Source organism: Pseudoalteromonas sp. Of7M-16 (assembly GCF_022347805.1).
Classification (GTDB): Bacteria; Pseudomonadota; Gammaproteobacteria; order Enterobacterales; family Alteromonadaceae; genus Pseudoalteromonas; species Pseudoalteromonas luteoviolacea_F.
Window position 1 is genome coordinate 38,464 of record NZ_JAKRFY010000025.1, and the last position, 12,116, is coordinate 50,579.

15 protein-coding genes are annotated in these 12,116 nt (G+C 39.6%); 1 reads left to right on the forward strand and 14 read right to left on the reverse strand.

Features of this window, described 5'->3' with window-relative positions; translation table 11 throughout:
• Positions 1–228 precede the first annotated feature (228 nt).
• The 7 genes from MHN81_RS21365 to MHN81_RS21395 form a co-directional block, all read right to left on the reverse strand.
• Positions 229–594, reverse strand: coding sequence for a hypothetical protein (locus MHN81_RS21365; RefSeq protein WP_239426665.1), 366 nt, complete (start codon positions 592–594; stop codon positions 229–231).
• 97 nt (positions 595–691) lie between these two features.
• The gene (locus MHN81_RS21370; RefSeq protein ID WP_239426666.1) at positions 692–1,564 is read right to left on the reverse strand and encodes a PhzF family phenazine biosynthesis protein; all 873 of its coding nucleotides are present in this window, start codon (positions 1,562–1,564) and stop codon (positions 692–694) included.
• 81 nt (positions 1,565–1,645) lie between these two features.
• A complete protein-coding gene (locus MHN81_RS21375; RefSeq protein WP_239426667.1) occupies positions 1,646–2,095 on the reverse strand; it encodes a pyridoxamine 5'-phosphate oxidase family protein in 450 nt (149 codons plus the stop codon).
• A gap of 243 nt (positions 2,096–2,338) precedes the next feature.
• Positions 2,339–2,692, reverse strand: coding sequence for an EMAP domain protein (locus tag MHN81_RS21380; protein ID WP_023399997.1), 354 nt, complete (start codon positions 2,690–2,692; stop codon positions 2,339–2,341).
• 46 nt (positions 2,693–2,738) lie between these two features.
• Positions 2,739–3,083, reverse strand: a complete 345-nt coding sequence (locus tag MHN81_RS21385; RefSeq protein ID WP_239426668.1) for a hydroxylase — start codon at positions 3,081–3,083, stop codon at positions 2,739–2,741.
• 66 nt (positions 3,084–3,149) lie between these two features.
• Positions 3,150–3,596 (reverse strand): N-acetyltransferase, encoded by a 447-nt coding sequence (locus MHN81_RS21390; RefSeq protein ID WP_239426669.1) that lies wholly within the window; start codon positions 3,594–3,596, stop codon positions 3,150–3,152.
• 48 nt (positions 3,597–3,644) lie between these two features.
• Positions 3,645–4,034 (reverse strand): MazG nucleotide pyrophosphohydrolase domain-containing protein, encoded by a 390-nt coding sequence (locus MHN81_RS21395; protein ID WP_239426670.1) that lies wholly within the window; start codon positions 4,032–4,034, stop codon positions 3,645–3,647.
• Positions 4,035–4,277: 243 nt separating this feature from the next.
• On the opposite strand from MHN81_RS21395, the gene MHN81_RS21400 reads away from it, so the two are divergent.
• Positions 4,278–4,640, forward strand: coding sequence for a hypothetical protein (locus MHN81_RS21400; protein WP_023399993.1), 363 nt, complete (start codon positions 4,278–4,280; stop codon positions 4,638–4,640).
• A gap of 358 nt (positions 4,641–4,998) precedes the next feature.
• On the opposite strand, the gene MHN81_RS21405 is transcribed toward MHN81_RS21400, so the two are convergent.
• The 7 genes from MHN81_RS21405 to MHN81_RS21435 all read right to left on the reverse strand — a co-directional run bounded on the left by MHN81_RS21405 (position 4,999) and on the right by MHN81_RS21435 (position 11,912).
• Positions 4,999–6,630, reverse strand: a complete 1,632-nt coding sequence (locus tag MHN81_RS21405; protein ID WP_239426671.1) for a methyl-accepting chemotaxis protein — start codon at positions 6,628–6,630, stop codon at positions 4,999–5,001.
• Positions 6,631–7,091: 461 nt separating this feature from the next.
• A complete protein-coding gene (locus MHN81_RS21410; protein WP_239426672.1) occupies positions 7,092–7,256 on the reverse strand; it encodes a hypothetical protein in 165 nt (54 codons plus the stop codon).
• A 378-nt stretch (positions 7,257–7,634) separates the two neighbouring features.
• Positions 7,635–8,132, reverse strand: a complete 498-nt coding sequence (locus tag MHN81_RS21415; RefSeq protein ID WP_239426673.1) for a hypothetical protein — start codon at positions 8,130–8,132, stop codon at positions 7,635–7,637.
• Between the two features lie 96 nt (positions 8,133–8,228).
• Positions 8,229–8,741: a GrpB family protein gene (locus MHN81_RS21420; RefSeq protein ID WP_239426674.1), complete on the reverse strand. Its 513-nt coding sequence runs from the start codon at positions 8,739–8,741 to the stop codon at positions 8,229–8,231.
• A 290-nt stretch (positions 8,742–9,031) separates the two neighbouring features.
• Positions 9,032–10,138, reverse strand: a complete 1,107-nt coding sequence (locus tag MHN81_RS21425; RefSeq protein WP_239426675.1) for an ABC transporter substrate-binding protein — start codon at positions 10,136–10,138, stop codon at positions 9,032–9,034.
• Between the two features lie 360 nt (positions 10,139–10,498).
• The gene (locus MHN81_RS21430) at positions 10,499–11,389 is read right to left on the reverse strand and encodes a hypothetical protein (protein WP_239426676.1); all 891 of its coding nucleotides are present in this window, start codon (positions 11,387–11,389) and stop codon (positions 10,499–10,501) included.
• Between the two features lie 85 nt (positions 11,390–11,474).
• Positions 11,475–11,912 (reverse strand): hypothetical protein, encoded by a 438-nt coding sequence (locus MHN81_RS21435; protein WP_239426677.1) that lies wholly within the window; start codon positions 11,910–11,912, stop codon positions 11,475–11,477.
• Positions 11,913–12,116: the final 204 nt, after the last annotated feature.

Consider the following 12,116-nt stretch of genomic DNA (forward strand, 5'->3'; position numbering starts at 1 on the left):
TACGGTCAAACCAAAGCGAAACGTCCAATAATTTGCTCCATTATGCAAAGCATAATATAAGTTAACGACGTTATTAAGACTGCTTGAAACTATACTTTTTTTACCGTATCGCTTTGCATGCGCTTAGAACAATGGCTTGAAGCCCCTGGCCTTGTTCATATTGCAAACCATCTTATTAATGTTTTTTTTAGCTGCAATATTCATTGTTGAGCAACTTGAAGGACAAAGTTATTGTGACACAAAATAATGACCATTAAATGTAGCGGGCGCTACCGGTTTTTTCGCCAACTGCCTCATTGGCGTATACGTGTTCACTTTAAAAACCTGTGTGAAGGTTACGATATCCCTCAGTGTCTGGTTATCATATTGCTGTTTCAAAGCTTCATCTGGCGTGAGCGGCGGATAGATCACGCCGCATCTGTACACCTTGGCCTTATATCTTTTATTGATTTGCTGTGTAAATTGTTCGCGGCTAGTTTGATCAACCAAGATCTCTTTTACAGCAGGCAATGAAGGCTCTAAGTTAAACTCTAGACTTTCAGCCAGTCCGCTGAAAGTGGCTAACGTCACACAAATAAATTTGAGAAGTTTCAAATTAGCTCCTTGACTGCTCACTTGTTTATCTACCACAAATACCGCTTAACTACAGCGCAAATTACACCAAATAGCAATACATTAAAATTCGGTACACCTATGCCACAATGACCTTTTTCACGTCAAATTCATGAGCAAGGCCGCCTACCTTTACTTGAGTGACCTGTTCGTTGCAAAGAGTCACAGACGCTGTGATTCTAGATGTACATCCCATGGCTCGACCCTGCTCAAATGTAAACTCGCTCGTATCAATGTTTTTGAGATGTTTACTCAAATAACATGCAAGCGCACCATTAGAGCTACCTGTTGCAGACTCTTCAGGTATACCAACTAAAGGGGCAAAGTTTCGACAGCTTGCAGTGTACTCAGAGTTAGGTCCACACAATTCAAATACATGCGCGCCAATCAACTTATGTTTTTTACAAAACTCACTGAGTCGCATTTCATTTATTTTAATCTTATCAAGATAGCCATGAGGTACAGCCACCAATATATCGGCCAAGCCAGTAGAAACCATTTCGGCAGGCAACTGAGTAGATGCCAATATAGACGCTCCTATTCCCATAAATTCAGACACGTCTTCATAGCTTACCTGCCCTAGATATATTGGCAGCTTTTGCTCCATTACAACGTACCCGTCAGCGTCAATCATGACACCCAACAACCCGGCTTTTGTTCTTTGTGTATACTGGCCTGCACTGAGCACACCCCTTTGACGCATTACAGTAAAGGCAGACAAAGTAGCATGACCACAAAAATCGACTTCTTCAGTCGGTGTAAAAAAAGACAATTGAAAATCGACTTCGTCATCTCGAGAAACAAATGCTGTTTCTGAGTAACCAACAACTTTTGCGATATATTGCTTGTCTTGTTCAGACAAACACTCGGCATTTAACACTACACCTGCAGGATTCCCACCCGCACCATTTGCCGTGAATGCATCGACCAAATAAACTTCGACTTGCTTCAATCTCTAAGACTCCAGTTTGTACTTTTTTGAAATAAATGCAGCAAGGCTGCAAAAATTGAGCGCGCTCACATACCCAGCGAATTAGACGCCATAGGTCTTTTTGGCACTTTCAATTTGTTGTTCTTCTGTGATGTTAGGAAACAGCTTATAACTTGGCGCAACAATGGGTTTCGCTTTTAATACTGTAATACGAATAACGCCCGCAACAGGGTACTTGTCACCAGTTAGTGGTTTAATTGGACTAAATACGGACTCAAAACCACCTGAATTTTTGGCTATATACGTTGCTTTGCCAAACAACTTAAAACCCTTTTGCTTAAAGACATCGACAAAGCTCACACACACCTTGTCATTGTTTTTAATATTCTTCACACTATTTGCTGATGCGATGTTTGCGATCAGTATTTCTGTATCACTATTGCAAACAAAGACTTCTTTTGGCGAAACACTCGGACAACCATCTTCGTCGACAGTAGCCAACCAACATAAAACACTCTCTTTTATTGACGATTTTATTTTTTCAGTAAGCATTGCGGTTCCTTGTTATTTGCTTTTATTCGTAATGCTCTAGGTTAGCGCTGAGTCCTTTTCTTTCTTATAGCGCTCATTGATTCTATTAAAGGACAAACTGTTTAGGCAATTGGTTGTATCATTTACAAGGTAGCTATGACTAGTTAGCACCCAGCTTTCTAGAACAAAGCCCACTGTAGCAAGTAACAATTGTCCCTCATATTATACCAGTTCTACGCCCTATTATTGAACTGCCCAGACTTGCTAACCAGCTCTTGTACCATTTGGAATTTGCCTTTCTGGACAAGCAAGACATGGCTGTACTTTATCTTCATAACCGATATCGAAAAGCATACCTTGTGATACTTCACCAGCCATTTTTCTTTCTGGCAAATTCACTACGAACAGCGCTTGTTTTCCTTCAATTTCTTTTGGATCTTCACGTTCTTGTTTTATTCCAGCCAAAATTGAACGTGTATGGTCGCCAAAATCAACGATAAGCTTCATAAGTTTATCTGATTTTTCTACGTCACTCACTGAGATGATTTGACCAACACGAATATCAATTTTGGTAAAATCCTCGAATGTGATTTGTTCTTTTATGGGGGCTGTTTTCATTTTTGGAGCCTCATGTTATTTCAATTCGCTTGCTAAGAAACCATGGTTATATCTGCCACAATCCATGCTCGATAGACCCCAAAATATAAATTGCGAATTTCCCTTTACCAGGGATCTCCAAAGGTGGAAGCGCTATTTCTGCACCATTCGATTGTGCACTTTTCACTGCTTGCTCAATATCATCCACCAACCAATACGGACGAACAACCGGGGTTTCCGTATCTCGCAATGGGCCACGTACCCCCACAATAGAACCATCAGATAATATGCAAGTTTGAGCGCCACCAAGTAACTCTTCTGCTTCACCAAACTTCACCTTGTATGTGTCTTCATAAGCACTGATGACAGACTCTACATCAACTGAAACAATTTCTAGGTAATGAACTTTCATTTCAAACTCCCTGTTCCTATTCATTAATGACTACTTCACTTTTGTCGTGAATAGATGATCAACGATTTAAATTTGAATATATAGCCTTAGCATATCCTTGTGCTGAATGCCATTTTCGAAAATTGGCATATCATATTGTTTTAAATAATAATCCTTTGATACCGATGCCACCCGAAATCCGATACGCTGATAGTAAGTGAGCTGATAACCAAACGTACCGGTGCCAAGTTCAACTCTTTTCACGCCTCTATTTGATAATTCAGAGAGGGTAAACTGAAGCAATTTAGACCCAATTCCTTGTCCTTGATAAGCTGGATAAACCGAAATGTTGTAAATTTCCGCCAGTTCTACATCTTGCGCTTTGACGATACATGCCGCGAGAATTTTGCCGCGTGTTGTTGCCACAAAACACCAAGATCCTGATAGGTAGTTTAAAATACTCTCTTTTGATGGATCTGCTTCAAGCAAGAGTTCAATCGGAATTGCATGACTATTAACTTCCAAATATTCCATTTTTACCTGTACCTTCCTGTATTTTTAGGGACCAAAGTTCAAAACAAATTAAGTACGTTCGGCCAACGCCTGCTCACGTGCCAAAATTTGCTTTTGTGCTTCTTTTACTTCTGCCCAACTACCACCAGCTTCGATGGCTGACACCCTTTGCTCGTATTTAACGTAAGCGCGTTTGAGTACAGAGTTAACATCAATACCCGACTCTTTTTCAAGTGACAACAAGATATTAAGGTAATTCCAAAGGACATCTCCCAACTCGTCTTCAAGGTAGCAGGTCCTGTTTTTTGGTATTTCTTCTGTGACCTCGGTTATTTCATCTTTTAAGGATGACAGGTATGTGCTCGAGCCAGAATACCAACTATTTGTTTGATCAAATACACTTTTGCGCTTTGCTACTTCCAGCACCTTTTCAAAATCTTGCATAGGGCCCCTTATCATCTCTTTTCCTACAACAACCAGTATCAATGCCGATACTGGCTAACCCACTATTACCGATATTCATACCTGCCTCCATTTTGTTAGCAATATAGAAAATCAGTCTCGTTCCAAATATTGTTACAGTGTAATAATTTGTAATGTTAAAAGCCAAATCTATCTGCCAACTTAAGTGTGGTGAAACCAAAGTGTCACATAATGGACTTCACTCATATCAATTTATTTTACAACTTAAAGGAAACTAAAATGAGTCAATATATTCCAGAAGGTAGCTTTACTTTAACGTCTAAAAATATTCGCTCAACGCTGTACACAAAATCTCAAAAACGAGATGGCAAGTACATTCCGGCCTCACTTGATTTGACGAACTTATCTTCTGCTGATGTAGCAAACATGGATGGTTTTTTAGTCAATCAAACACACTCAGGTAGCGCTAGCGGCTATGTGCCTAGCGGCAGCTATCAAAAAACATCTGATGACATTGTTGTTGTTTTGTCTGCCGAGTGCCAAAAGCGCGATCAAACATATCAAGAGTCAACGTTGGTGATCAGTGGCTTGGACAATGTCAGTGTTTCTAACATCGATGGGGTGCTGACCGTTGACAAATAAACGGAGTTAAAAACTAGACTATGTGCCTTTTACACCTAGGTGCATAGTCATTGAACCGGCAGGTCATTGACCTACATATGAATAATCAATTTCAAGACAATCGCTTACTTTCTATGCAGAGCATACTTTTTTACGCGTCTTATTGCCTATAGCTTGGTAACCATCCTATTGTTATCAGGGCCTGTTGTACTTTTACTCGTTATGGCTGCAAGTAACCCGCTGGTCGTTATTTTCGAGTTACATATTGTCGAATTAACAGACATGCTTTGTACTGTATTCACTCTTATTAGTGCAGCATTCAACATTAAGTTGGCGATTCATCAACACTTGGATGAGAGTCCTATAGTCGTAAATAGATTCATAGTTTGAACCCGCCAACTGCCTGACTAAGTCTTTTTGCGCTTGCCATTGTTTTATCTGCAACTTCTTCATTTTCTACCGCGGTATCGAAATTGAGGCGTGTCCCTTGAAACATTTGGGTCAAATTACCACTTATATCATCGGTGACTTTGCTTTGTTGCTCCGTTGCAGTCGCTGTTTGCACGGCGACATCAGACACCCGCTGTGAGGCCGATGCTATCTTGCCGAGCGACTCGAGAGTTTGTGATGAACAATCAACTGTTGAGCTAGTCGACTCATTGCCCTTTTCTATTGACGCGACTGCTTGCTCGACCCCTTTTTGTAAGTTTGAAATCATTTCCTGTATGTTTTCAGTGGACTGCTGCGTTTTACTGGCAAGTGTCCTTACTTCATCTGCAACAACCGCAAACCCCCTGCCTTGCTCACCCGCTCTGGCGGCTTCTATTGCCGCATTCAACGCCAGTAAATTTGTCTGTTCGGCAATTCCTCGGATCACATCTAACACTGAAGTAATATTAGTGGAGTCTTCAGAAACCTTTGAGATGGTGTCAGAAGCATGCGCAATGACCTCTGAAAGTTGATTGATTTGCTCAACCGTTTGGTTTGTGACCGTCGCCCCTTCATTAGTCAAGTCGTTGACTCTAGCAAGGTCTTCCGCTGTAAGGTTGGCATTTTTTGCCACTTCTTTAATTGCGTAAGACATTTCATCCACCGCTGTAACAATAACCTCGATGGCTTGCAGCTGACTAGAGCAAGTATCGTGAATATTTTTAGATCCAGACTCAAGCGTTTCTACACCCTTAACAACCGCCATTGACTCATCGACTATCGTCCGTATCAAATCAGATAGGCCTGCAACAAACCTATCAAACTCCTTAGCAACATCGCCAAGTTCATCATCTCGTTCGGAGTTAATCCGTCTTGTGAGGTCTCCATCTCCCTGACTCATATCTTTTAATTGGTTTGTCAGGTCATTTAACGCATTAGCCATTTTTTTTGGTGCGATCACGCCAATTGCAACGATGGCTGCAACTATGATTGCGCTTACAACCCAAATCACCGTCAAGGTACTATTTACTTCACTTATTGACTGGCTGCTAACCTCACCACTGATGTTATCAGCCGCTTCACCAGCCAAGTTAAAATACTCTCTTAATTCATTAAAACTCTGCGTCGCTTTGCCTTCACTTTGGACAATGGCAGCACTTTTATCACCTTGTTGCATTAAATCAAATACCTTTTGAGAGTCCGCGAGCCAAATGCGATATTGGGTATCAAACCCCCTCAACGGCGCCAACGCACTGGGGTAGCCTCCCATCAACTCACGATATTTGTTCATACGATCCAATGCCTGCTGTGCATTTTCTTTGTAGTCTGCGTATAGATTGTTGTAGCTACTGTTTAAATTCGTACTGTACAAGATATGCTGTTCCGCCGACAACGCTTGATACAGGTCTCTATCAGCATTGATAACAGCAGAAATAGCCGGGTTAAACTTCGTCCCTACTTCTGTGAGGCTATTCTCTGTTTTAGATATCAGAAACAGGTTTATTGATACCACCGCGATAAAAAAAACTGAAATCGCAATAAACAAAAACGTGTATTTAACGCGAATACTTTGAAAATTCATAACAGGTCACTTATCAAGTTTTACTATTTGCACTATGAGCAATGAGAATTACCTATCAGTTTTAAAATAAGACTTAACTGCCATGGTCATTCACCAATTGTGTTGGCCACCAAGGTTTTAGGCTACTTATTAAGTGGTAGTTTGTATCTGGCTCTTTTGCAAACAGTTAGCTACAAGAAAGGGAAGGATGAACAGTTCTCAAGAAGTGATCTTCTAACACAACCAGTAATTGAAGCTTAAAGAGCGCGAGCTAAGATAAATACACGATTAAACACTCAGCACTAAGCAGAAATGGATGAGATAAAACCGGTGCAAAGGTATGTTGTCGATACTCAATAAGTTATGGAAAAATTTTCTGGTTTTAGTGAATGTCAGTTGATTTTTATATACTTGATTTAAATTGAGAGCCCAGTAATCAATAGGCTCTCTTAAGCAAGGCTACTTCGCAGTAACAGTTATGCCTATAGACATGGTCCATTTGTCCAACATTGGATCATACCTGAACCACACCAGCCCACTTGAGAAATGAATGTTCCACCAGCAACCTTATCCGTAACTTGCTGATTTAACTGCTTCTGGTTGAGTTGTTTCATTGATTTTTTATTGAGTGCTAGTTTTAATTTCACAGTATCTCCTTTGATTGTTTTTTATTCACTCACATTCAAAACTACCGATTAATTAGGTACTGTCAATTTAGAAAAATTAATAGTCATCTTTTAATTACAATCGGGATTTTATATATGCTCAACCATAAGTACTTCGATGAGGTTGCTCTCACGCATACTTAACTTAACGTTGGAAACCACATACCCCACCTAACGATCACCTTGTTTGCGTAAACTGATATCCACTTACCTTCTAGCTACCTAGCTCAACCTGATACAAAGTAGTTTTGGGATTTCCGCTGTTTATCAGTGCAACTGGCTCTTAATCAAGATGTAGAATTAGGTCGGCCCAATAAAGTAGCGCACACTCTTAGATGTCCTATTAAGACGTTTAGCTCTTTATTCCTCGTGCGACTTTAACGCTTTAAAAATCTGTATCGATAGTGACTCAAATTCGCTGTGCACTGATTTTGATAGTTCATTTAAGTTATCAAAATCAGGATCTTCCAATAAAGGAACTTCAAATACCGAATAATCTGGCATACACTGTGTGTCGACCCATTCAGTGCCCTTTAGTTTGTGCCAATAGTGTTTCTGCACGTCTTTCGTTTGACCAAGAAGCCATAATTCAAATTGGACTTGTTGATGATTGAGTACAACAGCAAGTTTCAGCTTATGAGATTTTAGGTAGCTGTTTTGGATATAAAAATAGGTAAAATCTAAGTAGCCATGTAAAACGCCCGCGACCGCATACTCGCCGTCAAATCTTTTTGAAAATTCAGTTCGTAGGTTTTGAACGATACTCACCAAACTTTGATACGTTTCCTGTAATTCACCACTTTCAATAGCTTGCTTATAGAGTGAAATCCGGGTATTTAAGCTTTTAGTAACCACCATTGATATCCTCTTGTGCATAGCGTCTGTATTAATTTAAAGTACATACCTTAATGTATGACATTCTTTAAAACCAAAGCAACATCCCCTAACGCCCAATCACTTTACTCGAAGTGCACTTTGTATCACATGCTGAATAAAAGGGCCTTTTTTACTAAGGTACTCGGAAATACCGTGTTGATTCTCCATTTCTAACTTGCACTTTAGCGCTTGATACTCTTCACGCACCTTTTTGTTAGCGCGAAGGTAGTTACGAAAGCCAATTAACTCTTTTACCTTTGAGTGCCCATCAATACAGATATGTATTTTGTGTGTTCTTACATCGTTGACATCTTTTTTATAAAATTGGTGGCCCTTAGACAAGTCATTACCTCTTCTGTAGCCTAGTTGAACGAGTTGAGAGGTAAAATCTTTATTTGTATTTGTCGCAGATATTACGATTAAGATATCAATCTCAGGTTTAGCTGCCAGACCAACAATCGAAGTGCTCCCTATATGATGAATTTCCTTGATCTCATTAGCTAAAATTCCAGTTAGACGTGTCTTTTCAAATTCATACATCTCACTCCACCTCGGGTTATACTCGGCAATATTACTTGTCAGTTTGGTCATGGTTTTATTTTTGCCACAACTATACTTTGTTTGTTCCCGAAAGTAGAACCAAATAGAACGATACTGCCATTTCAGTCGTATTCTTAGGTGCTTTGCTTTAAAAGGTTTTTGTGGTGTTGCCCAGTAATTTTATGAAAAAATTAGCATGACAATTCCCACTAGGCAGATCAGAGCGTTCTATGATGATAAGACTATTCGAGTTTATCAAAACTATAACAATGCAATTGCAGACTCTGCTTTTTAAGTCAATACCCTGCTATTAGGTAATGACGACATGTTCTGCGTATTGCTTAATAAGATACGGCTATTGCATAGTTATCTACGGTGAATGGTACATGTTTTAACCCATGCGTATGCGCCCAGTGCCGAGAAAACTTTGAAAAATCAGCTATGCCGGCAGCTTTTGGGTCAAAAAGAGGCAAATATATGTCAATGTTATTCTCATGAACAATGTACATGGGGACTCTCGCGCTTTTGTCACCTTTAGAATATATTTCCACACCGTGTAAGTGGTCATAGAAATCAATCAGCGCCATACTTGCTTGAATAAAGTGCCCTCCCATACTCGCCGTCAGAGTCTTATTTTCTATCGCTTTTAAGGCTTCTGGCATCCAGTCAAATCCACCTATAAAAATTTGTTTATTGGATGTTAAACCTAACTCTTTTGCGCCTTCGATTACGCCCAAAGCCATTAAGTCTGATGCACAAAATACAATGTGCGTTTCTCCATACTTGGAGTGAACGCCTTTAAATAATTGTTTTGCTTTGCCCCGCTGCCAGTTCGCAGGTAAAACATGATTTAATGTCACGTTTTCATTTAGCTGTGTGGTTGTTGTAAAGCCGTTTAGCCGATTTATTGACGACTGGTAGAAGTCACCTCCAAATCCCACAGCATAAAGGTTTTTTGGGGCTTTCAGCGTTGAATTTGCTCGGTCAATAAGATACTGAGTTAGCTTAGTGGCTGCCCCATAGTTGTCATATGTATATTCTCCCAGCCAATATGTATATTTCTCCATTGGATACCCAAGATCTGGAAACAAACTCCGATTGTATACTTGCTCCAACGTTACAAAGGGAATTTTAGCTGATTCTAACGCTTGAAAACTTTTCAAAATACTGCCGTCGTAAGGCATGAAAATGACGCCAACTGGTTTTGACTTCCGAGCTGAAATTTCTTTCATTAGATCGGATTGATGAATTCGATTTGCGCCTGCATATTCAACATCCAACCTTACATTTAAGTCCTTGGCTGTTTCTATAACTAAATTAGTAACATGATTCCAAAATTGGTCTTCTCGATTTGATGGATTAACAAAGACAAAGTAACTGGCTTGCGATGAAAAAGTAACGAATACCAATACACAACTGAAACAGCGGACAAAGCTCATTGTATCCATTAGAACACCTCTTGAAATGGCTCCCTATTAGTTTAGCAGATTCAATACACCAACTTAGAGATTGTTACTATCAGTTAGGGGAAGATCGGCATGGAAATTGGCTGGTGTTCATAAGGCATTTCTTGGCGCCTAAAATGTCATTGGTCGCACATTTCACTAGCAGAAGCTGAAAAGAGCCTTATTTCTATCTTTTTTGTATTTGGTGCGCTTGGAAATTGAATTCTTGTTCTTATTTTATGCAAAAATTAGGTTAGGTGTTTTTTATATTGCTTATTAAGCGCTATCTAAACCAACCAATTATATTTTTAAAGCCCCACAGCATAGCTTGTGCTTTAGGGCTAATAATTAAATATCTTTTTGCTAGTCTACCGCTACTTCTTGTAAAGCCGGTTTTTCCTGGTCTAATAGAGATTTATCTTTCGCCTTAACATTTTTAAAGAGCTCAATGAGTGTAGTCTTTTTCTTGCTGACCGATTCGGCCCTGATAATGCCCAGAAAATCATCACATTGTTCCTTGAACCTTTCATCATTAAGATATGAATTAATATTAAATGTCAACACCTCTTGAAACACATCTAAGTCAAGATTAACTTCATACGTGTCATTGCACACACCGAGGTTTTTTGACTCATTTAGAGAAAACGTGGTTTGTGCAAAAGAAATAGAGGGTAAATAAATTACTACTCCACTCCTATTTTCAAAAAGATTATGCTGACAGAAGCTATACAGCATCGTTTGTGCAGTGTCTGTCTTTTTAGCTTCGGTAGAGAGAACATCAGCCACACCCTTCAGGTAATTTTGAAAATCTCCGATATCACTCGCTATGACATTACATGCAAAATCCAACGCTGTACGAGCCACTTGTACACCCTCTGTTGTTCGCTTTAGTTTTCTATCACCTTTTTGGCTTATTTGGAAAAAGTCAACGAAAAAACCAAATGCATACTTCCAAGCTTCAACATTTTGGACATAATCTGGGTCACCCTTTTCATCAGCTTGCTGTTTAACAATCGCACCAGCCAAACTCAGAAACTTTTCACAAAGCTCTTGACCTATTTTAACAGCTTCCTTTAGCTCTGGAGGAGCGTCATTCATTTGAAATATACTATATGTAACACCTGGAAGCTTATTCTCAGGATCGATAACCGCAGGAGGAATAGGCGCGACATTGCTCTCTTCTAAATTTATAAAAAGGCCTTTTAGCGAAGCTTTTCTACTTTCGATACTATTTAAATTGAATGAACTAGACATAACAATTTCCTTTTAATTTATTTGTTAAAAATATTAATAATTTAAGTTAATTTCGATAATCAAGCTTGACAGCGCATGTGTTATACTACGTTGCCATGTTTAGGTGGGGCTGGGAGTTCTGATAGCGACAAATTGGGATTATAAAAACGTTATCTCCAGGCACAGTCTGTTGATCATTTATATTTACAACAACGTGCCCGCCTACTACTAAGTTACACAAAGCTCCCGTTGCACTATCATTTGCACCAGCAGGGACTGGTAAACCACATGTTTTCTCAGACAACTGAATCCAATAGATACTTTTAAAGCCTGCAGGAAGTGGATCATGAGCCGAACCGAACACATTCCAAAATGCTGTATTAGCTGGAAACGTTACAGTTCCTAGATAAGAAGAATTTACTTCTGCCTCAGCATTAATTCGCTGCTCATTCAATGGATACTTACTTCCTGATTGACTGCAGCCGGCTATAGCGATAGGCCCAAACAGAACAATTGAAAGCCCTGTGAACTTGAGTTTTGGCATTATTAATATCCCTGTAAATTGAATACAAAGTCATCAAGCGGTTGTACAGATCCGCTCGCAAGTAGCTATGAAGACTACGACATGAATTATATTTACAACTCGTAAAAATAGTTATTACATCACCATTACATGCAAATACTAAAACCTAAACCAATCCGGCAATATCGTCCCATGTAGCTCGCGCCTCACCAGTCTCCCAACGCT

What these genes read in the sequence shown, in the direction of transcription:
- MHN81_RS21395 (WP_239426670.1), bottom strand. Translation starts at nt 4,034, where the DNA reads ATGATAAGGGGCCCTATGCAAGATTTTGAAAAGGTGCTGGAAGTAGCA.
- MHN81_RS21400 (WP_023399993.1), top strand. Translation starts at nt 4,278, where the DNA reads ATGAGTCAATATATTCCAGAAGGTAGCTTTACTTTAACGTCTAAAAAT.
- MHN81_RS21430 (WP_239426676.1), bottom strand. Translation starts at nt 11,389, where the DNA reads ATGTCTAGTTCATTCAATTTAAATAGTATCGAAAGTAGAAAAGCTTCG.
- MHN81_RS21420 (WP_239426674.1), bottom strand. Translation starts at nt 8,741, where the DNA reads ATGACCAAACTGACAAGTAATATTGCCGAGTATAACCCGAGGTGGAGT.
- MHN81_RS21390 (WP_239426669.1), bottom strand. Translation starts at nt 3,596, where the DNA reads ATGGAATATTTGGAAGTTAATAGTCATGCAATTCCGATTGAACTCTTG.
- MHN81_RS21425 (WP_239426675.1), bottom strand. Translation starts at nt 10,138, where the DNA reads ATGGATACAATGAGCTTTGTCCGCTGTTTCAGTTGTGTATTGGTATTC.
- MHN81_RS21415 (WP_239426673.1), bottom strand. Translation starts at nt 8,132, where the DNA reads ATGGTGGTTACTAAAAGCTTAAATACCCGGATTTCACTCTATAAGCAA.
- MHN81_RS21375 (WP_239426667.1), bottom strand. Translation starts at nt 2,095, where the DNA reads ATGCTTACTGAAAAAATAAAATCGTCAATAAAAGAGAGTGTTTTATGT.
- MHN81_RS21405 (WP_239426671.1), bottom strand. Translation starts at nt 6,630, where the DNA reads ATGAATTTTCAAAGTATTCGCGTTAAATACACGTTTTTGTTTATTGCG.
- MHN81_RS21435 (WP_239426677.1), bottom strand. Translation starts at nt 11,912, where the DNA reads ATGCCAAAACTCAAGTTCACAGGGCTTTCAATTGTTCTGTTTGGGCCT.
- MHN81_RS21385 (WP_239426668.1), bottom strand. Translation starts at nt 3,083, where the DNA reads ATGAAAGTTCATTACCTAGAAATTGTTTCAGTTGATGTAGAGTCTGTC.
- MHN81_RS21380 (WP_023399997.1), bottom strand. Translation starts at nt 2,692, where the DNA reads ATGAAAACAGCCCCCATAAAAGAACAAATCACATTCGAGGATTTTACC.